General features: G+C 63.2%; 19 protein-coding genes and 1 pseudogene. 14 read left to right on the top strand and 6 right to left on the bottom strand.

Annotation, left to right across the window (positions count from 1 at the left end):
- Positions 1-329 (bottom strand): annotated as a pseudogene (locus FEV53_RS10160) (transposase); the annotation flags it as partial.
- Here FEV53_RS10160 and FEV53_RS22105 point away from each other — a divergent pair.
- From FEV53_RS22105 to FEV53_RS10145, 3 genes are all read left to right on the top strand, one after another.
- Positions 328-573, top strand: a complete 246-nt coding sequence (locus FEV53_RS22105; protein WP_425465480.1) for an integrase core domain-containing protein — start codon at positions 328-330, stop codon at positions 571-573. The pseudogene FEV53_RS10160 and the gene FEV53_RS22105 overlap by 2 nt on opposite strands.
- A gap of 252 nt (positions 574-825) precedes the next feature.
- Entirely contained in the window at positions 826-2676 is a 1851-nt protein-coding gene (locus tag FEV53_RS10150) for a di-heme-cytochrome C peroxidase (protein ID WP_142834701.1), read from the top strand.
- 83 nt (positions 2677-2759) lie between these two features.
- Entirely contained in the window at positions 2760-3878 is a 1119-nt protein-coding gene (locus FEV53_RS10145; RefSeq protein WP_142834700.1) for a catalase family protein, read from the top strand.
- Between the two features lie 93 nt (positions 3879-3971).
- Here FEV53_RS10145 and mepA read toward each other — a convergent pair whose 3' ends face one another.
- The 3 genes from mepA to FEV53_RS10130 all read right to left on the bottom strand — a co-directional run bounded on the left by mepA (position 3972) and on the right by FEV53_RS10130 (position 6812).
- Entirely contained in the window at positions 3972-4877 is a 906-nt protein-coding gene (gene mepA / locus FEV53_RS10140) for a penicillin-insensitive murein endopeptidase (protein ID WP_142834699.1), read from the bottom strand.
- Positions 4874-6214 (bottom strand): MFS transporter, encoded by a 1341-nt coding sequence (locus tag FEV53_RS10135; RefSeq protein WP_142834698.1) that lies wholly within the window; start codon positions 6212-6214, stop codon positions 4874-4876. The genes mepA and FEV53_RS10135 overlap by 4 nt, the downstream gene beginning before the upstream one ends.
- Positions 6215-6281: 67 nt before the next feature.
- Positions 6282-6812 carry an acyl-CoA thioesterase gene (locus FEV53_RS10130; protein ID WP_142834697.1) on the bottom strand — a complete coding sequence of 177 codons (531 nt, stop codon included), beginning with the start codon at positions 6810-6812 and terminating at the stop codon, positions 6282-6284.
- A 110-nt stretch (positions 6813-6922) separates the two neighbouring features.
- Here FEV53_RS10130 and FEV53_RS10125 point away from each other — a divergent pair, with 110 nt between their 5' ends.
- From FEV53_RS10125 to nagA, 5 genes are all read left to right on the top strand, one after another.
- Positions 6923-7210: a YggT family protein gene (locus FEV53_RS10125; RefSeq protein ID WP_142834696.1), complete on the top strand. Its 288-nt coding sequence runs from the start codon at positions 6923-6925 to the stop codon at positions 7208-7210.
- Positions 7211-7231: 21 nt separating this feature from the next.
- Positions 7232-9274 carry a DNA helicase RecQ gene (gene recQ, locus FEV53_RS10120; RefSeq protein ID WP_142834695.1) on the top strand — a complete coding sequence of 681 codons (2043 nt, stop codon included), beginning with the start codon at positions 7232-7234 and terminating at the stop codon, positions 9272-9274.
- 197 nt (positions 9275-9471) lie between these two features.
- A complete protein-coding gene (locus FEV53_RS10115) occupies positions 9472-10446 on the top strand; it encodes a formylglycine-generating enzyme family protein (protein WP_246100779.1) in 975 nt (324 codons plus the stop codon).
- Between the two features lie 62 nt (positions 10447-10508).
- Positions 10509-11387 (top strand): glucosamine kinase nucleotide-binding domain-containing protein, encoded by an 879-nt coding sequence (locus FEV53_RS10110; RefSeq protein WP_142834694.1) that lies wholly within the window; start codon positions 10509-10511, stop codon positions 11385-11387.
- Positions 11384-12541, top strand: coding sequence for an N-acetylglucosamine-6-phosphate deacetylase (gene nagA, locus FEV53_RS10105; RefSeq protein ID WP_142834693.1), 1158 nt, complete (start codon positions 11384-11386; stop codon positions 12539-12541). Before FEV53_RS10110 ends, nagA begins: the two co-directional genes overlap by 4 nt.
- A gap of 66 nt (positions 12542-12607) precedes the next feature.
- Here nagA and FEV53_RS10100 read toward each other — a convergent pair whose 3' ends face one another.
- A complete protein-coding gene (locus FEV53_RS10100; protein WP_142834692.1) occupies positions 12608-13087 on the bottom strand; it encodes a glutathione peroxidase in 480 nt (159 codons plus the stop codon).
- 668 nt (positions 13088-13755) lie between these two features.
- On the opposite strand from FEV53_RS10100, the gene FEV53_RS10095 reads away from it, so the two are divergent.
- From FEV53_RS10095 to serB, 6 genes are all read left to right on the top strand, one after another.
- Positions 13756-14061: a BufA1 family periplasmic bufferin-type metallophore gene (locus tag FEV53_RS10095; protein WP_142834691.1), complete on the top strand. Its 306-nt coding sequence runs from the start codon at positions 13756-13758 to the stop codon at positions 14059-14061.
- A 75-nt stretch (positions 14062-14136) separates the two neighbouring features.
- Entirely contained in the window at positions 14137-14985 is an 849-nt protein-coding gene (bufB, locus tag FEV53_RS10090) for an MNIO family bufferin maturase (protein WP_142834690.1), read from the top strand.
- Positions 14982-15710: an HvfC/BufC N-terminal domain-containing protein gene (locus FEV53_RS10085; protein WP_142834689.1), complete on the top strand. Its 729-nt coding sequence runs from the start codon at positions 14982-14984 to the stop codon at positions 15708-15710. The genes bufB and FEV53_RS10085 overlap by 4 nt, the downstream gene beginning before the upstream one ends.
- On the top strand, positions 15707-16252 hold the full coding sequence (locus tag FEV53_RS10080; protein ID WP_142834688.1) for a DoxX family membrane protein: 546 nt from the start codon (positions 15707-15709) through the stop codon (positions 16250-16252). The genes FEV53_RS10085 and FEV53_RS10080 overlap by 4 nt, the downstream gene beginning before the upstream one ends.
- 91 nt (positions 16253-16343) lie before the next feature.
- On the top strand, positions 16344-16766 hold the full coding sequence (arfB, locus tag FEV53_RS10075) for an alternative ribosome rescue aminoacyl-tRNA hydrolase ArfB (protein ID WP_142834687.1): 423 nt from the start codon (positions 16344-16346) through the stop codon (positions 16764-16766).
- A gap of 60 nt (positions 16767-16826) precedes the next feature.
- A complete protein-coding gene (gene serB, locus FEV53_RS10070; RefSeq protein ID WP_142834686.1) occupies positions 16827-17693 on the top strand; it encodes a phosphoserine phosphatase SerB in 867 nt (288 codons plus the stop codon).
- A gap of 3 nt (positions 17694-17696) precedes the next feature.
- Here the strand turns inward: serB and FEV53_RS10065 are convergent, their stop codons facing one another.
- Entirely contained in the window at positions 17697-18680 is a 984-nt protein-coding gene (locus tag FEV53_RS10065) for an asparaginase (RefSeq protein WP_246100778.1), read from the bottom strand.
- Between the last annotated feature and the right edge of the window lie 121 nt (positions 18681-18801).

Raw genomic sequence — 18801 nt, 5'->3', positions numbered from 1 at the left:
GTTCAGTTCTGCACGAACACGATCAATGCAGGTACGGCGACGAGCGGGGCTCAGAAGTTTCCCTTTGCGGCCTCCGCCAGGATCAGCTTGTCCAGGGTCAGATCCGAAACAGCCTTGCGCAGCCGCTCATTCTCTTTCTGAAGACGCTTTAGTTCCTTCAATTGGTCCGTGCCCATTCCACCGTACTTTTTCTTCCAGCGGTAGAACGTCTGTTCAGTCACGCCGATCTGGCGGATCGCATCCAGACGCGGCATCCCTTGCCCCGTCAGAACCTCAACCTGCCGTAACTTCGTAACAATTTCCTCTGGCTTGGATCGCTTGTTGGCCATGGTATTCCTCCGTTTTCCTGAACATAGCGGAGGACCACTTCAGTGGGGGAGAACCATTCCTGATCCGTCTCACCCCAGGGAGAACAGATCGTGCGAGAGCTTCCACGGCCAGATGCGCGGCGACCTGCTGAATGGCGAGATCTTTCAGGCGCTGCGAGAAGCCCAAATCATCCTCGACAAGAGCAGAAACTGTTACGACATCAAACGACCACAGAGTGCCCGAGCTTCCATTACCTGCGCATGAAACGATCATTCCGATAGACCAAAAGCCAGCCACGCGCCCGCTTTCAAGTCGGACTACTCTCGTGACGCCAATATCCGAATGTTCGGAGAATTTCGGGAACTTGTTACAACTTTACGCGTTTCTCACCTCGATGCTGGTAAATCTAAACCGGCTGGACGATGCCCCGCTTCTCTGGTGCGGGGCCGCTTTGTTAAAACGGGACGGGGATGGGACTCTCATATGAATTTTAGGAAGCACGTATCGCACCTTGCCATGGCAGCCGTTGCTGTGATCGGCGCGCCCGCCTTTGCGGAAAGCCACGCGGAGGGAGATTTGATCTTCCTTGACCAAGGCTGGACCGAAGAGCAGCGGCAATTCTACTACCATGGCTCGCAAGGCACCGCGATGCTGCCGCTGGCCTTCTGGAAGGGTCTTGAGCAGGCGGATAGCGATGGGCTGTTCTCCGACCCCGACTATTACCACTCCCTCGGCCTTCTCAAAGGCGAGCAGAGCGATGAGTTCAACCCCGAGGGCCTGCCGGTCGGTCTGGCTCTGAACCGCGTCGAGGATGGCGTGTTCAAGGGTGACTGGGTCGGTCTGACCTGCTCTTCCTGCCACTCGGCGGAACTGTATTACGAGGGCAAGACCATCCGCATCGACGGTGGCTCGAACCACATCTACAGCATGCCGCGTTTCACCGATGAAGTGCGCAAGGCGACGCACGCGACACTGGATGACGAGGCCAAGTTTGACCGCTTTTACGAGCGGGTGAAAGACGCGGCAAATGGCATGAGCAAGGACGAGGTCCGCGAGGAGCTCAAACAAGCCAGCGTCTATATCGATTATTTCGTGGATCGCGTGGCCGGCAGCCCCCATGATCTCGGCCCCGGCCGTATGGATGCGGTGACCCAGATCCCGAACACGATCGACGCGGTTTACCCCGAGGTGCCGGAAAACGTGGAAATGGGCATGTCGCCGACGAAGTCACCCTTCGTCTGGAATGCGCCGCAATCGGCTTGGGTCCAGTGGGGTGGCATTCTGCACCGCCCGATCACCCGGAATCTCGGGGAGTCCCTGGGTGCCATGGTACGCGTGAACATGGATCCCGATGAGGGTGAGTTGTTCGAATCGACCGTGACCCTGCGTGAGCAACATCAGCTCGAAGTCGACATCCGTGAGCTGGAGGCGCCGCAATGGCCCGCCGAGGTGTTCGGCGAGATCGATCAGGATCTGGCCGCGAAAGGCAAAGAACTCGTGGCCGAGAACTGCTCCTCCTGTCACACCAGCTACCCCTATCGCTGGTCGCCGGAGCGTATGAAAGGCAAGCGCTTTGTAGAAAACGGTATGGTGCCATTGGCCTATATGGGAACGGATCCCATGTGGTGGGCTTCGCCGACGGCAGATCCGCGTCCGGGCAAGTGGACCGGCCTGATGCAAGAGCACATGCCGAACAAAGAAAAGGCGGCCTCGTCCGGCGACATTCAGGTGGTTCTGAAGACCGGCGTGATCGACAAGTACATCTCAGAATTGAACCTGACCGAAGACGAATGGCTGGCCTGGAACAACTATTCCGATCCGTCCGACGGCCTGACCGAGGAAGGTGCCCCGACCATCCCGACTTACAAGGCCGCGCCGCTTGAGGGCATGTGGGCCACGGGTCCGTTCCTGCATAACGGCGCCATCCCGACGATCTATGAGCTGCTCCTGCCCGCCTCCGAGCGTCAGGAAAAGTGGGTGCAGGGCCGCGAGTTCGACCCCAAGAAGCTGGGCGTCGTAACCGAAGAGGGCTCCGGCGACTACACCTTCGACACCACTCTGGTGGGCATGTCGAATGCCGGTCACTCCTTCGAGGACGCGCCGCTGGGTCGAGGTGTCGTGGGCCGTGCGCTGAGTGAAGAAGAGCGCTATGCGATCATCGAATACCTCAAGACCCTGCCCAACGGCCCGAACCAGGAAGCCCCCTATGGTGGTCCCGAGGGTGAGTTCGATGATGCCTGGGCCGATGGCAGCAACTACTTCAACGCTGTGAAACCGTCTGGCTACTTCAACGGTCAGGGCGAAGCGCCCAAGGGTTACGTGTCCACCGGTGAAGTCACCGGCGAAGACGAGCCGACCAAGAAATAATGTTAGGAGGCGGGCGGCGTGAGCTGCCCGCCCCGGCCCTCCCGGAGGGGTGCACCCTTCTCCCCAGAGATCGGAATTATCTCATGAAATTCACCAAAACTTTCCCCCTGCTGCTCTCGGCCGCCGGCGCCATCGGCGGATCTGCCGCGCTTGCCGAAGACATGAAACTGCCCTCGCCCGAAGAGCAGGAGGTCATGGCCCCGAACGAAGACGAACTGATCGCAGGCATCCAGGAGGTCGTCCTGCAGCGCATGCGTGACACCTACCCGGGCGACAAGACGATGAAGCGCGACGCCCACCCCAAGACTCACGGTCTGGCCGAGGCCAAGCTGGTTGTTGAGCCGCACCTTCCCGCCGAGTTCCGGCAGGGCATTTTTGCCAATGGCGGCGAATATGACGCCGTGGTGCGCTTCTCCTCCTCGTCACAGATGGTCACCCCGGACGTGGTGCAGCAGCCGCAGGGTATGGCGATCAAGGTCCTTGGGGTTGAGGGTCCGAAGATCCTCGAAGGTTTCGAGGACGCCACCACCCAGGACTTCGTGATGATCAACCATCCGACCTTCTTCGTGAAGGATCTGGACAGCTACCTGACCCTGTTTCAGGCGCAGGTCGGTGAACCCGAAGAGCTGAAGAAGTGGGCCGAAGAGCATCCGGATTCGGTTCAGACCATCGGCGCGATGATCGCCGAGGAGTCCTATAACCCCGCGGGCATCCAGTACTGGAGCCAGACCCCCTACAAGTTCGGCGACCGCGTGGCGAAATACACCCTGCGCCCCCAGAGCGGCGCCAGCAATGAGCGTCCGGACGTGATGCTGCTGACCTATCAGCGTGAGTATCTGGTGGACACGCTGAAGGAAGGTGAAGTCCGCTACGAGTTCCTGATCCAGCTCCAGAAGGACGTGGAAAAGCAACCGCTGGAAAACCCGATGGTCGAGTGGATGGTCGAAGACACCCAGCCGATCCGCGTGGCCACACTGATCATCCCGCAGCAGGACATCTCGCCCGAGGAAAACCTCAAAGTGGCCGAAGATATGTCCTTCTCCGTCTGGCACTCGCTGGAAGAGCATCGCCCGCTCGGGGCTGTTAACCGCGCGCGTCGCCCGATCTACAAAGCCGGTGCTGAGCAGCGGCGTGAGGCCAATGGCGTCGAGGACATGTCCGAGCCCACCGAGGTTCCGAACGTCAACGGCGAAGACGGCTGAGAGCGGTGGCGGGCGGTCCCTCGGTCCGCCACTCTCTCAACAGAAAAGCGCCCGGTGAGACATCTCACCGGGCGCTTTTTTGTCTTGCTACGATCAGCGGGCCAGCACGGCCTGACAGGATTGCGGCAGATCCGCCATGGTCAGCTCACGCTTTGGCTTGGGCTTCGGCGCGTTCGGATCGGGGGGCGGCGGGTTCAGGATGTTGCGCTGCCACTGCCGCGCATCGGCGCAGCCATCGCCCGGCGGCGGCGGATCCTGCGCCACGCATCCCGGCGCGTTGCCGGGACATTTCAGCCGGACGTGGAAATGATAGTGATGCCCGTACCACGGACGCACCTTGCGCAGCCAGGACCGGTCGCCGGTCTCGGTGTCGCACATCTGCACCTTGGCGCCGGGGAAGATAAAGATCCGCTCGACCCGGGGATCCTTGGCTGCGGCCTTCACCACCTCTTGCTGATAGCGGCTCCATTTTTCATTCACATAGGCGCCGTTGGCCCGGCGCATGGAGACCGCCGAGATGTTCTCGCGCTGCTGACGGTCAAGGCCCAGAGAGGCGGGCATCAGCCAGATATCCGCGTCGAGGCCAATCTGGTGGCTGGCATGGCCCGTCAGCATCGGCCCGCCCGCAGGCTGGCTGATATCGCCGATATAGAGCCCGTTCGACCCCGGCAGCGCAGCAGCTTTGCGGCTGAGCGTCTTCAGGAAGTCGATGGTTTCGGGATGGCCCCAGTTGCGGTTACGGCTGAGGCGCATCGCCTGCCATGTGGGCCCGGTTTCAGGCAATTCCACAGCCCCTGCGATGCAGCCCTTGGAGTAAAATCCGTAGGGCGCGGTGGGCAGCGCGGCGGGGCGGGCTTTGTTGCCAAAGAGCTGCTTGGCGAGGCCAGCGCGCGTCACCTCGACTCCGGCGAGGCTGGGTGGGGGAATGTCCCGGCTCGCGCCGCTGCAAGCGCCCAACACGCCCAGCGCCAGAGCCGCGACCATCAGTTTTGTTTTCATGCTGCTCGATCTCCGTCGGTCCTGACGTAGCGTAGCAGAAAAAGCGCCAAAGCGAAAAGGAAGATGAGCGGCGTGATGCCGAGCTGCTGCGACCCGGTGAGCGCCGTTACAGCACCGATGGAGAGCGGTGCGAGGAACGAGGTCGCCTTGCCCGCCAGCCCATAGAGACCAAACGCTTCGGTCATGCGCTCCGGGTCGGCCTGACGCACCATCATGGTTCGGCTCGCAGATTGCAGAACGCCCCCTCCGGCGCCGATCATCACGCCGATGCCATAGAACGCGATGTCAGGCAGCGAACTGCCCGGAACCACCGGAATGCCAAAAACCTGATCCCGTGTGATAAACAGGCACGCGATGACCGCGAGAGACAGGGTGAGCACCGCCGCGATGATGACAGGCTTGGGACCGAAACGATCATCAGCCCGCCCGCCGATGAGGGCACACACGGCGCCCGCAATGATGGCGAGAATGCCGAAAGTCCCGGTCTGCACGACGGTCCAGTCCAGCACACCGGCGGCAAAAATCGTGCCGAAGGCATAGGCCCCATTCAGCCCGTCCCGGTAGAGCATGGAACTGCCCAGATAGGCAAAGAGGCTTGGTCGCTGTGGCAGTGTCCGCAGGCTGGTCGCCAGATCCGCGAGGGCGCCCTTGATATCCGCGCCCGATATTTTACGGGTCGCACGAGGCTCACGGACCCACAGAAAGAACGGGACGATAAACACCACATACCAGATCGCTGTGAACGGCCCGACAAAGCGGGTTCCTTCGCGCGCCGCCGCATCCAGACCAAAGGGCAGCGTCAGCCCGATCATGGTCCGGCCCGTCGCCTCGTCTTCCATGAAAAACAGAAGCATGATGACCAGCGCGATCAGCCCGCCCGAATATCCGAAGGCCCAGCCATTGCCAGAGATACGCCCGGTCTTTTCCGGCGGACCAAGATCCGGCAGCATCGAATTGGTGAAGATCGTTGCCAGCTCCATCCCGACCATACCCAGACCAAAGAAGAACATGGTATTGATCAGGTTGAAATCATCGGGCGCTGCGAACCAAAGCATCGCGGACCCGACCACATAAAAAGCTGAAAACAGCCAGATGAACGGCAACCGCCGCGCGGTCCTGTCCGCAATGGCACCGAGGACCGGTGCCAGAACAGCCATCACCACACCGGCTGCACCGATGCCGAATCCCCAGGCTGCCTGTGCCCGACTGCCGTCCTGTAGGACAGATGCCACGTATGGACCGAAGGTAAAGGTGATCAGGAGCGTACTGTAAGGCTGGCTCGCCCAGTCAAAGAAGTACCACCCCCAGATGCGCTTACCCGCGCTGATCTCCGCCATGTTCCATCCCCCGCTGTCATCGGGTCACTAAACAGCGCGGGGACGAAACTGCAAAGGGCTATTGCGGTCAGAGATGCGGCGGCCAGGGACGCTCGCCTGCCGCGTCCGCAAAGTTCTGTACCCAACCGGGCAACGGCGGGCTCTCTGGGCTCGCCCCCAGCGCTGCGGCAACTTCGGCCGTTGGGATGATCCGCGTCCGGTCCGTGACGGCCGTGCGCATCAGAACGTGGCTGGTGCATTCGCCCTTATGATACATGCCCTGTTCGAGATAGATGAACCGCTCGTCCCAGCCGATCACCCGGCTGCGCATTTCCAGCTTCATGAATGTGGTGACACGCCGGCGATAACGGATCGAGGATCCAGCCACAGTGCCCGCCCATTTCTTGCGTATGATCAGGTCGTTGATCCCCAGCCGCTTGAACATCACGACCCGCCCCAGATCAAACAGAGTAAGGGTGCGCCCGTTATTCAGCTCCATCCAGATGTCGATATCGTTGGGCCAGCAAATGTGATGGCTCACATGGGTGTCAAAAATCTCCAGCGGCGGGTCGTTGCGGTGGACGTACAACTCTTTGGCGAGGCGCAGGATGGGATACATGGCAGGTCCTTTCGCAGACAGACCTGTAGCACCACCCGGGTCCGGTCAAGGCTTGCCCTGCGGTCATACGCTGGTTACGTAACGACGCGAAACCCAAGGGAGGCAAAGCCGTGCTGTCGATCATTCAGATCCTTCTGCTCATTCTGGACGTGGTCTGGTTCGTCATGATCGCGCATATCGTGATGTCGTGGCTGATCAGCTTTAACGTGCTGAACCTGCGCCAACCGCTGGTCGCTCAGCTCTGGTACGGGCTGAACCGCCTGCTGGAGCCGCTCTACGGCCCGATCCGGCGCATCCTGCCGCAGATGGGCGGGCTGGATCTGGCGCCGCTGGTGGCGCTGATTGGCGTTTATGCCCTGCGGATCATTCTGATCAACAACGCCCCCGCTTTTTACTGACGGCGACCCGGTGTCACTGGCATGACCCGGTCGCAGGACCTGCTCCGCTCGGTCTTTGGCTTTGACGCCTTCCGGCCCGGTCAGGCCGAGATTGTCGAGGCGGTCACGGCGGGCGAGCCCGTTCTGGCAATCCTGCCCACAGGCGGGGGAAAATCGCTGTGCTACCAGCTGCCCACGCTCATGCGGGACGGGCTGACGCTGGTCGTCTCACCTCTTATCGCGCTGATGCGTGATCAGGTGCGCGCTCTGCGCGAAGCCGGTGTCGCCGCCGGCGCCCTGACCAGCGGGAACACCGAGGACGAGACCCGTGAAGTCTTCGCCGCGATAGAGGCGGGAAAGCTAAAGCTACTATACCTCGCCCCCGAGCGTCTCGGTTCAGCAGAACGGTTCCTCAGGCGCGCCGGGGTCGGGCTGATCGCCGTGGATGAGGCCCATTGCGTCAGCCAGTGGGGCCACGATTTCCGGCCCGATTACCTGCGCATCGGCGAATTGCGCCGGGCGCTGGGCGTGCCGCTCGCGGCCTTCACCGCCACAGCGGATGAGGAGACCCGCGGAGAAATCGTCACCCGGCTGTTTCCGGGCCTTGAGCCGCGGCTGTTCCTTGGAGGTTTTGACCGGCCCAATATTCATCTGGCGTTTCAGGCCAAAGACAAGCCGCGGGCACAGATTCTCTCCTTCGCCGCTGCGCGCCGGGGGCAATGCGGCATCGTCTATTGCGGCACGCGGGCGAAGACCGAGACACTGGCCGCCGCGCTGTCGGGGGACGGCCATCTGACCTGCGCTTATCACGGCGGCATGGGTGCGGAGCAGCGCCGGGATGTCGAGGCACGGTTCTCCCGCGAGGACGGGCTGATCGTCTGCGCCACGGTTGCCTTTGGCATGGGCGTGGACAAGCCCGATATCCGCTGGGTCGCCCATGCGGATCTGCCGAAATCCATCGAAGGCTATTATCAGGAGATCGGCCGCGCCGGACGCGATGGCGGACCGGCGGAGACGCTGACGCTCTATGGTCCTGATGACATTCGCCTTCGCCGCAGCCAGATCGACGAGGGCCTCGCGCCGTTGGGGCGCAAGCAAGCGGATCATGGACGCCTGAACGCGCTGCTGGGACTGGCCGAGGCGCAAGGATGCAGGCGGCAAAAGCTGCTGGCCTATTTTGGCGAAGATGCCGGGCCTTGTGGCAATTGCGATCTGTGCGACACGCCACCTGAGACCTTCGACGCAACCGAGCCCGTCCGCATGGCGCTGTCGGCAGCGCTCAGGACCGGGGAGAGCTTTGGCGCGGGCCATCTGATCGACATCCTGATCGGCAAAACCACCGACAAAGTGCGCGATCGGGGACATGACAGCCTTCCGACCTTCGGTGTCGGGCGCGCCTATAACGCCCGCCAGTGGCAGGGGATCATCCGTCAGATGATGGGGCTCGACCTCCTGCGCCCGGACCCGGAGCGGCGCGGCGGTCTGCGCCTGACCGAGATCGCCCGTCCTGTGCTGCTGGGTGAGGAGCCGATGCGCCTGCGCAAGGACGTGGTACAGGTTTCTGACCGCCCCCGCGTCCGCGCGCTGGTCTCCGAAGACGATGCGCCGCTCCTCTCCGCGCTCAAAGCGAAACGCCGCGCGCTGGCCGAGGCGCAATCCGTACCGGCCTATATCATCTTCAACGACCGCACCCTGATCGAGATGGCCGAGACGCGGCCCGACAGTCTCGACGCCATGGCCCGGATCGGCGGCGTTGGTGCCACAAAGCTCGAGCGCTACGGGGCGGAGTTTCTGGAGGTGATCACCGGCGCGACCGCAGAAATGCACCCGGCCCGGCGCAAGCTCGCCGGACGTCCCTCGGGCGATCTGTTTGATCGGCTCGTCACGGTACAGATGGATCTCCGATACGGCGAAGACGGAACGGGAAAGCCGCTCTCTTGCGCGACAAATACGATCCGCTGGATTGCCGAGCGCCGACCACAATCGATGCCAGATCTGGCCCGCGCGCCCGGCTTGACCGACGCCCGGTTCGAGCGCTTTGGCCCTGCGTTTCTGGCCGCCTGTGTGGAGGCCGGAGAGCGCTAGCCACTCCCGAAAAGAACAGGGGTCAAAACGTTCCGGCCCGGGTAGGCGCTAAGGCACCGTTATAAACGAAAGCGAGCGACTGAAACGCACAAGATATCGCGAAGACACTGCTCACCCAAGGGCATCCTCTTGCGGAGCATGGCGCAAACCGGCACTTTCGGGTGCGGTGATCCGCTCATTACGAAATGGGGACAATCATGTCTAAACCAGCGCGAAACCGGTCTGTCCGAGACCCGTCCAGGGTCGTTCGCGCCATGGTACGGATTGAGGGCGGTCGCTTTATTATGGGGTCAGATGACGATTACCCGGAAGAAGCCCCGGCCCACGAGGTCACGGTCGAGAGCTTCTGGATCGACCCGACCCCGGTCACCAACAAGCAATTCAAACGTTTTGTTCGGGAGACGGGCTACGTCACCTATGCCGAAAAGAAGCCCGACCCGCGCCTCTATCCCGGTGCGCAGCCGGGGATGCTGTTCGCGGGATCGGTGGTGTTCACGCCGCCCGATCATCCGGTCCCGCTCGACAGCCATTTCCGCTGGTGGAGCCTGACACCCGGAGCAAACTGGCGGCATCCCTATGGCAAGGGCAGTTCCATCGCCGGGCGGGACGATCATCCGGTTGTCCATATCACCTATGACGACGCGCGCGCCTACGCTGCCTGGGCGCGCAAGGATCTGCCGACCGAGGCCGAGTGGGAATTCGCCGCGCGGGGTGGTCACGAAGGGCGACGCTTTGCGTGGGGCGATGAGTTGATGCCCGACGGGCGCTTCATGGCAAACACGTGGCAAGGCGACTTTCCCCACGGCAACACCAAGGCGGATGGCTATGACCGCACCTCGCCCGTCGGATCGTTTCCCCCGAATGATTTCGGGCTCTACGACATGATAGGTAATGTCTGGGAGTGGACCTGTGACTGGTACGCCGCCCACCACGCGGTGGCGGAGTCCTGTTGCGAGACGCCGGGGCCTCACCGGGGCGGACCGATGGAAGGCAGCTTTGATCCGACACAGCCCAACAGCCCGATCCCGCGCAAGGTGCTCAAGGGCGGATCACATCTCTGCTCGCCGCTCTATTGCAAGCGTTACCGTCCTGCCGCCCGCCATGCCCAACCGGTGGAGAGCGGCACCTCGCATATTGGCTTTCGGTGCGTTGTCAGAGATACCACCGGCTGAAGGTTCCCCACGGGTGGCACAGGTTTTTGTCCATTCCCCGAAGTGCCGACTGAGGCCGTAATATGACCAAACCGACAAAGACCCATGTGATTGCCATTGATGGCGGTGGCACACGCTGTCGGATCGCCCTCTCGGGGTCCGGGCCGCGCGTCTCCGTCGAAACCGGTCCCGCCAATGTGTTCAGCGATTTTAGTGGCGCGGTGGAGGCAATCACCAGCGGGCTGGCCGCGCTCGCCGACGCGACCAAGCGAACCGTGGACGATCTGAGCGAGGTTCCCGCCTTTGTCGGTGTGGCCGGTGTCATCGCGCCCGACATCGCCGAGCAGCTCGGCAAGGCGCTGCCGTTCCGACAGGCACAGGTCGCCGACGACCGGCTGGCCGCGTTGCGGGGCGCTCTGGGGATACGCGACGGGGTCGTGGCCCATTGCGGCACTGGTTCGTTTATCGCGGCCCGGATCTCCGGGGAGACCAGGCTCGCAGGGGGCTGGGGCGCTGATCTCGGGGACGAAGCTTCGGCGCAATGGGTCGGGCGGCGCGCATTGGCGCTGACGCTTGAAGTCGTTGACGGGCGCCGCGTGGCCTCCGAACTCAGCGACCAGCTGCTGGCCAACCTCGACGGCGCAGCGGGTATTCTGCGCTTTGCCGCCCGCGCGACCCCCGCTGAATTCGGGGCACTGGCTCCCCTTGTCACGCATGGCGCCGAAGACGGCGATGCGATTGCGACATTCATTCTGAGGGCGGCCGGGGCGGAGATCGACCGAGCGGCCCGTGCGATAGGCTGGCAGCCCGGCCTGCCCGTATGCTTGACGGGCGGCATTGGCCCTCATTTTGCGCGCTGGCTACCACCAGAGTTAGCGGCCGACCTTGCCCCACCGGATGGCGATCCCCTCGACGGAGCGATTTCGCTGGCCCGAGACTTTGCCGAAGGGCTGGCACCATGACGCCCTCTGATCTGGTAGGCGAACGAGTGGTCGTGCTGCGAAACGCGCGCATTTTTGACGGGACGCGTCTTATCGACGGGCAAGCGTTGCGGTTTGAGAACGGCGTGCTCAGCGCCTGCGCCGCCGAAGCTGAGATCGGAGGCGGCGCACACGTATGGGATTTTGACGGCGATGTCGTCAGCCCCGGCTTCGTTGATCTGCAAGTCAATGGCGGCGGCGGTATCATGTTCAACGGCCGCCCCGATGTGCAAACGGTCGCGCAGATCGCCCGGGCGCACCGTAATCTTGGCACCACAACGATCCTGCCAACGCTCATCACCGACACGCCCGACCAGACGCGCGACGCTATCGCTGCGACAATCGAGGCGGTTCAGCATGGGGTGCCCGGCGTCGCGGGTCTGCATCTCGAAGGGCCGCACCTCTCTGTGGCCCGCAAAGGCGCTCATGATCCGGCGCTCATCCGCCAAATGGAACCGGCGGACCTCGACGCATTGTGCGCCGCAGCCCGCGCGCTTCCGGTGCTGATGGTAACTCTGGCCCCCGAGAGCGTGACTGAAACGCAGGTGGCCACGCTGACTGAGGCCGGGGTGATCGTGTCACTGGGACACACGGATGCAGATTTCGACACGTGCTTCCGCTACATTGACGCGGGCGCGCGATGCGTGACCCACCTCTTCAACGCCATGAGCCAACTGGGCAGCCGAAGCCCCGGCCTTGTGGGGGCCGCACTGAGCAACGGGACAGTCTCAGCCGGGTTGATTGCCGATGCTGTGCACGTGCATCCGCAAACCATCCGCGCGGCTTGGGCCGCCAAGACCGGACCTGGCGCGATCTTTCTGGTCAGCGACGCCATGGCGGTCGCCGGAACCGATAGCGACGGGTTTGATCTGGGAGGGCGCCGGATCACCCGACGGAATGGAGTGCTCACGCTGGCTGACGGAACGCTGGCTGGCGCGGATCTCGACCTGACCCGGGCCATCAGCGTGATGGTCAAAGAGGTTGGCCTGACGCTGGAGCAGGCGCTACGGGCCGCAATCGAGACGCCCGCCCGGCTGATCGGCAGGAGGCCCGCAGCACTCATCCCGGGTCAGGCCCAGCTCTCCGACCTGATCCGCATCCGGCGCGATCTGACCAGTGCGGCACCGCTGATCTGACGCGGGCAGGACCGGTCGAACCATCCGGCGCAGGCGCCTTGAGTCGCCAGCCCCTGAGCCTGAGCCTCAATGCACCTCGGACAGGACCGCTTCGATCTTGCGCAACAGGCGTCTCGATTTCGGTCCAGTGGTCGCCCCCCAGTGATCCACCGCGGCCCCATCTGGCCCGATCAAAAATTTATTGAAATTCCACGAAGGCACAAAGCCCGTCTCCTCCCGAACCGACTGGTAGAACGGGTGCGCTTCGGGTCCTCGAACATGGGTGATCGTGGTCATCGGCAGGGTCAGATCAAACCGGGCTTCGCATTTTTCACGAACAGCGTCTTCGTCGGCCAGTTCTTGTTTGAAGTCGTTGGATGGGACCGCGACAACGACCAGCCCCCGATCCTTGTAGGTCTCATAGAGCGTTTGCAGACCGTCGAACTGATACGTGAATCCGCATCGCATGGCCGTATTGACCACCAGAATGGCCTGTCCGCGCCAGTCGGCCAGCCGCAACTCACCGCCACGGATGTTGCCAAAGGGGGTGTCGAGGTCGAGAGCCATGAGCCTTACTCCACGATTTGAGAATTGAATTCCCCGCGCAAGCCAAGCGCCATGGCTTAACTCAAGCGGTCACACGACCAAACTGGGGAAGCCGGGTGTTTGCAATTGCAAAGAGATGTGCCGTTAAGTGACAGGGTCGGCGGTATTTCCGAAGTGTGTGCTGCTCAGGGTCACGGAATCGGCGCTTTGTTGGGTCTAATTGTAACAATAGCGGCTCTCCAGAAAATCGCTGGGGGGACCCTTCGTAACAGTACCGACCCCAATTCAACGCAGGCGGACGCATTTTGTAACATTGGCCCCACCCGGCCCGCCGACCGAAGAGCTCGAATACCCCGACCGGAAGCGCGTCGTGCGTCCGATAGCTGTTCTGTCAGAGCCCGCCCTCAGGGGCAGCGTCGGAGCGCCGAAACCTCTCAAACCGTGTGTCGTATAGAAATTATGGGAAATTATCCCATTTTCTCGCCTTTTCTGGCTGGGCCGCTGTGCCCTGAAACCGATCAGACCAGTTCCAACTCGGATATCTGACTATCTCAACAAATCACATTTGCGACAGCTGGCCGGTTCGTGAACCACGTCTTCGTTACTCGACCCGAGGCTATTTCGCCGTCACAACAAGGACATCGCAAGACGCGATCCAGTCAATCTGATGACAACCGAGGAGAAGAAACATGTCGAATACCGCCAAAACCGTCGCGATCGCCGGAGCTCTGGTCGGGGCGCTCGCCTCCATGACTCACGTGGCTCAGGCCGACGGCGCCAAGGAAAAGTGCTACGGTGTGGCGCTCGCTGGTCAGAATGACTGCGCGGCTGGCCCCGGCACCACTTGCGCCGGCACCTCCACGGTCGATTTCCAGGGCAATGCCTGGAAGTTCGTCGAAGCCGGCACCTGCGCCTCGATGGAAGTTCCCGCGATGGAAGACGGCACCAAGCGCATGGGCTCCACCGAAGCCCTCGAGCGTGATATCCCGGCGTAAGTCACCACCGAGCCGGGGCGCCAGCCGGTGCCCCGGCCCGAAATCTCCCGAACTTTAACCAGACGGAGCCGCCCGATGCCCACCACATCCCTGCCTCACGCGCCCGGCGTCGGCTTCAAGGCGCAGCATTTCGCGGAGATCTGCGAAACTCCCGGCAGAGTGGGCTGGCTCGAAATTCATGCCGAAAACTACATGGGGGCCGGGGGCCGTCCTCTGGCACAGCTCCGTCATCTGGCGGAGCGCTTTCCGATCTCGGTGCACGGCGTGGGCCTCTCCATCGGCGGCGAAGCGTCGCTCGACCGCGACCATCTGGATCGGCTCCGCGCGCTCTGCGACGCGATCAACCCGGCCCAGTTTTCAGAGCATCTGGCCTGGTCCACCCATGATACATCATTCCTGAATGACCTTCTGCCACTGCCCTATAACCAGTCCACGCTGGACCGGGTGAGCGACCATATCGATCAGGTGCAGGAGGTGTTGGGGCGGCGGATGCTGCTGGAAAATCCATCCTCCTATCTCGCCTTTGTCGAGACCGATATGTCCGAGCCGGAGTTCCTCGCCGCCATCGCCAGGCGCACCGGCTGCGGTCTTTTGCTCGACATCAACAACGTCTTCATTTCGGCGACCAATCTTGGTTACGATCCGAGATCTTACGTGGACGCATTCCCTCTCGACGCGGTGGGCGAAGTGCATCTCGGTGGCCATGATGAAGACAGCGACGACCACGGGCGCCCGCTGCTGATCGACAGTCACGGTCGCGAGACGGCGGACCCGGTCTGGCGGCTCCTTGACCATGCGCTCGAACGGATGGGACCGCGCCCCTTGCTGATTGAATGGGACAATGACGTGCCCGACTGGCCGACGCTGGCGGCTGAGGCTGAGCGTGCCGCGCAGGCGTTGCAAAGGCTCGCGGTGGCCGCATGAGCGGACAATCCGAATTTACGATGGCCCTGCTCGATCCCGGCCGTCCGACGCCGGCGATCGTCACGGATGGTCAAGGCGGCGCGGCGGGCAAGCGCTTTGACGTCTACCGCAACAACGTGATCGTCGGCCTGATCGATGCGCTCGAGACCGGCTTTCCGGTGGTGGCGAAGCTGATCGGGGCGGAGAATTTCCGCCAGATGGCCCGCGTCTTCGCGCGCGCCCATCCGCCGGGATCGCCCTTGATGATGTATTACGGCGCGGAGATGCCGGAGTTTCTGGCAAATCTGCCGCAACTCAGCCATCTGGGTTATCTGCCAGACATCGCGCGGCTGGAGCTGGCCCTGCGGGAGAGTTACCACGCCGCCGATGCCGATCCCATCGATCCGCAGGGGCTCGCGAGCGTCGACCCGGACCGGCTGTGTCTGCACCTCGCCCCCTCATTACGGATCGTCACCTCAGCCTGGCCAATCTACGACATCTGGCGGTTCAACTCCGAAGAAAATGCACCGAAGCCCCGTGCCGAAGCGCAGGATGTTGTGATTTTACGCCCCGAGTTTGATCCGGCGCCGCATCTGTTGCCATCGGGCGCCGCCGCTGCGCTCGCGTCGATCGGCGCGGGTGCGCCGCTGGGCGCCCTCGATCCCGAAGTGGATCTTCAAACCCTATTCGCCCTGCTGCTTGGACATGGAGCCGTAACGGGCTTTGCAGAGAAGGAAACGACATGAGCACCGTCGTGAACATCGTGAACCGAACCAGTGACATCCTGGAGCGTGGCGCTCCGATCCTGCCACTCGTGGCGCGCGTCGTCTTTGCCGCCGTGCTCGCCGGGTATTACTGGGCGTCCGCGATGACGAAGCTCGGGGACGGACCGCTGGGTTTGTTCAACCCGTCGGTGGGCGCCTATGCGCAGATCTTCCCAAAGACGTTTGACGCCGTCGGCTATGACACGAGCGCCATGAGCCTCTGGCACACGCTGGTCGTCCTCGCGGGGACGTGGGCCGAGTTTCTTCTGCCGCTGTTGATCATCCTCGGGCTCTTCACCCGACTGGCCGCGCTCGGCATGATCGGTTTCGTTGCCGTGCAGACAGTCGTGGACCTCTTTGGCCACGGGCTCATCGCCGTACCGGAAACGGTCGGCGCGTGGTTCGACCGTCACCCCGACAGCGCGATCATGGACCAGCGCAGCCTGTGGCTGGTCCTGTTCCTGACACTGGTGGTCAAGGGCGGGGGTCTGCTCTCGGCGGACCGGGCCCTGGGCATTCGGTAAAGAGGCGACGAGCCTCCGGCGCAGGCTCTTTCCACCGGACGGTGTCTGGTCCAAGATCCAGCCACCGTCCACAACAGAGCCCGCCGCTCCCATGCCTCTCCACATCACCGACCAGATTACTATCGAGGACTGGGAACTGACCGAGCAATTCGTGCAGGCCAGCGGTCCGGGGGGGCAGAACGTAAACAAGGTCGCCACGGCGGTCGAGTTGCGCTTCGAAGCGGCGCGCAGCCCGAACCTGCCCGAGCCGGTCAAGGCGCGGCTCAGACGGCTCGCCGGGCGGCGCTGGACCAAGGACGGGGCGCTGATCCTGCAGGTCAGCGAGACCCGCCATCAGGCCCGCAACCGCGAGATTGCACGCGAACGGCTGGCCGCACTGATCGCGCAGGCGCTGGAGCGGCCGAAACGCCGCATTCCCACCCGGCCCACGCTCGGCTCAAAACGGCGGCGATTGCAGGCCAAGAAAGTGCGCGGCGAGGTGAAGGCCCTTCGTGGCAAGGTCGATCCGGACTAGGGCCTTGCCCCTCGGCGGCGTTTTGGGCCATCTGCGGGCGCAGACCACAGGAGCCCGCCTATGCAGATCGTGTCCCTCATTGCCGCCCGCGCGCTTGATCCCGCTTTTGTGGAGGCGCTGCGCAACGCCTGGGGGGGCGGAGATGCGGTCTGGTTGAACCCGGCTCTGGCCGCCGAGTTTGCCGTTGAGAGCACTCCCGGCAATGCAGAGGACGTCTGGGCGGAGGCGCAGAAGATGGGCGTCGATCTCTGCATCCAGCCGGAGGCGGGCCGCCGCAAGGAAGTGCTGATTGCCGACATGGATTCCACCATGATCGGGCAGGAATGCATCGACGAGCTGGCCGAGGTCGCGGGCGTGGGCGCGCAGGTCAGGGACATCACCGCCCGGGCGATGAATGGCGAACTGGACTTCGAGGGCGCGCTGCGTGAGCGGGTCGGGCTGCTTGAGGGGCTCTCAACCGACGTGATCCAGCAGGTCTGGGAGAGCCGCATCACCCTGACCCCCGGCGGCGAGGCGCTGCTCGCGACCATGCGGGCCAATGGCGGTTATGCGGCGCTGGTTTCGGGCGGCTTTACCCAGTTCACGGCGCGGGTGTCGGAACGGCTGGGCTTTGACGAGCACCGCGCCAACACCCTGATCGAAGAGAACGGACTGCTGACCGGACAGGTGGGTGAGCCGATCCTCGGGCGGGATGCCAAGGTCGCGGCGCTGCAACGGATCTGCGACGACCGTGGCATCAGCACCGACCGCGCCATGGCGGTGGGCGACGGGGCGAATGATCTGGGCATGTTGCAACTGGCCGGAGCCGGGGTTGCGCTGCACGCGAAACCCACCGTGGCGGCGCAGGCGAAGCTGCGCATCAACCACGGAGATCTCTCGGCGCTCCTGTATTTGCAGGGATATGCAAGCGAGGACTTTACCGCCTGAGGCTCAGAAAACCCCTTCGGTCGCGCGGATCTGACCCACTTCGGCCCCCGCCCGGTTCATCACCGGCGTGTTCAAAAACGCCGTGACCTCCGGTGCCGCCGCATCCAACACGCCCAGCCGCACGAGAAGAGCCGCCATAGCAGCTTCGGCGGCACGAGGAGCGCCGTCGGTAATCTTGAGCGCAATGCCGAGGCCGCGTCCAGGCAGGATGCCGACAAAGACCCCCTCGGCCCCGGCCTTTACTGCGAGAGGTTCTTGCGCAGCGCGCATGAACAAGGTCGTGGCCTTGCCCTCCCCCGCGACCAGCTCAGGATGGGCCATCATGCCCTCACGCAGGGCCAACATGGCGGTCTGGCGGGCGTCCGCACCCTCCACTGCGCCTGCGAATCGCGCCATCGCCCGGGCAAGACCCGTCATCGAGGTCGCGAAGTTCGGCGCCGCACAGCCGTCGATCCCGTAGCCGGGGCTGTCCTCGCCCGTGACCTCTTCGAATGCCGCGCGAATCTGGCGCTGTACCGGGCCATTCGGATCCGTATAGTCGCCCTCGGCCCCCAAATGCCGGTGGAATTGCAGAAACCCCGCATGTTTTCCCGAGCACTGGTTGTGGGCCTGTTCCGGCCTCTGCCCCTCACGGATCATCTGGTGCCGATAATCACGGTCGCGCGGCGCTTCGCGGCCACACAGGAGGTCATCGTCCGTGTGACCCGTCTCCGCCAGCCAATCACGCACCATGTCATAATGCATCGGCGCACCTTCGTGGCTCGACGAGGCCAGCGCCAGCCGTTCAGGTGAGAGCCGAATCCCCGCTTCGACCATGGGCAAGGCCTGCACCATCTTGCAGGACGAGCGCGGGAACATGCGTGCGCCCGCGTCGCCCCACGCCTCGACCACCTCCCCGGTGCCGTCGCAAATCACCGCATGGCCGCGATGAACCGTTTCGCAAAACGGTCCGCGCCACAGTTCGATCATCGGAATTGCGTCAGCCATCTGGGTCTCTCCTTCACGAGATAGCGATTTTTTGCCGCTCGCCCTTTCGCGTCGCGGTGTTTTCCCTTTACAGTCGCATCGCTGAATAAGATTGGAAACCGCGAAGGTTCAGCGCCCCGAC

Source organism: Palleronia caenipelagi (genome assembly GCF_007004065.1).
In the GTDB taxonomy this organism is placed as follows: Bacteria; Pseudomonadota; Alphaproteobacteria; order Rhodobacterales; family Rhodobacteraceae; genus Palleronia; species Palleronia caenipelagi.
The sequence above is the reverse complement of the archived record's forward strand: the minus strand, read 5'-3'. Positions and strand labels throughout refer to the sequence as shown.

What these genes read in the sequence shown, in the direction of transcription:
- FEV53_RS10145 (WP_142834700.1), top strand. Translation starts at nt 2,760, where the DNA reads ATGAAATTCACCAAAACTTTCCCCCTGCTGCTCTCGGCCGCCGGCGCC.
- FEV53_RS10130 (WP_142834697.1), bottom strand. Translation starts at nt 6,812, where the DNA reads ATGTATCCCATCCTGCGCCTCGCCAAAGAGTTGTACGTCCACCGCAAC.
- FEV53_RS10065 (WP_246100778.1), bottom strand. Translation starts at nt 18,680, where the DNA reads ATGGCTGACGCAATTCCGATGATCGAACTGTGGCGCGGACCGTTTTGC.
- nagA (WP_142834693.1), top strand. Translation starts at nt 11,384, where the DNA reads ATGACGCCCTCTGATCTGGTAGGCGAACGAGTGGTCGTGCTGCGAAAC.
- FEV53_RS10095 (WP_142834691.1), top strand. Translation starts at nt 13,756, where the DNA reads ATGTCGAATACCGCCAAAACCGTCGCGATCGCCGGAGCTCTGGTCGGG.
- FEV53_RS10150 (WP_142834701.1), top strand. Translation starts at nt 826, where the DNA reads ATGGCAGCCGTTGCTGTGATCGGCGCGCCCGCCTTTGCGGAAAGCCAC.
- FEV53_RS10100 (WP_142834692.1), bottom strand. Translation starts at nt 13,087, where the DNA reads ATGGCTCTCGACCTCGACACCCCCTTTGGCAACATCCGTGGCGGTGAG.
- FEV53_RS10110 (WP_142834694.1), top strand. Translation starts at nt 10,509, where the DNA reads ATGACCAAACCGACAAAGACCCATGTGATTGCCATTGATGGCGGTGGC.
- FEV53_RS10085 (WP_142834689.1), top strand. Translation starts at nt 14,982, where the DNA reads ATGAGCGGACAATCCGAATTTACGATGGCCCTGCTCGATCCCGGCCGT.
- serB (WP_142834686.1), top strand. Translation starts at nt 16,827, where the DNA reads ATGCAGATCGTGTCCCTCATTGCCGCCCGCGCGCTTGATCCCGCTTTT.
- FEV53_RS10135 (WP_142834698.1), bottom strand. Translation starts at nt 6,214, where the DNA reads ATGGCGGAGATCAGCGCGGGTAAGCGCATCTGGGGGTGGTACTTCTTT.
- arfB (WP_142834687.1), top strand. Translation starts at nt 16,344, where the DNA reads ATGCCTCTCCACATCACCGACCAGATTACTATCGAGGACTGGGAACTG.
- FEV53_RS10080 (WP_142834688.1), top strand. Translation starts at nt 15,707, where the DNA reads ATGAGCACCGTCGTGAACATCGTGAACCGAACCAGTGACATCCTGGAG.
- bufB (WP_142834690.1), top strand. Translation starts at nt 14,137, where the DNA reads ATGCCCACCACATCCCTGCCTCACGCGCCCGGCGTCGGCTTCAAGGCG.
- mepA (WP_142834699.1), bottom strand. Translation starts at nt 4,877, where the DNA reads ATGAAAACAAAACTGATGGTCGCGGCTCTGGCGCTGGGCGTGTTGGGC.
- recQ (WP_142834695.1), top strand. Translation starts at nt 7,232, where the DNA reads ATGACCCGGTCGCAGGACCTGCTCCGCTCGGTCTTTGGCTTTGACGCC.
- FEV53_RS22105 (WP_425465480.1), top strand. Translation starts at nt 328, where the DNA reads ATGGTATTCCTCCGTTTTCCTGAACATAGCGGAGGACCACTTCAGTGG.
- FEV53_RS10115 (WP_246100779.1), top strand. Translation starts at nt 9,472, where the DNA reads ATGTCTAAACCAGCGCGAAACCGGTCTGTCCGAGACCCGTCCAGGGTC.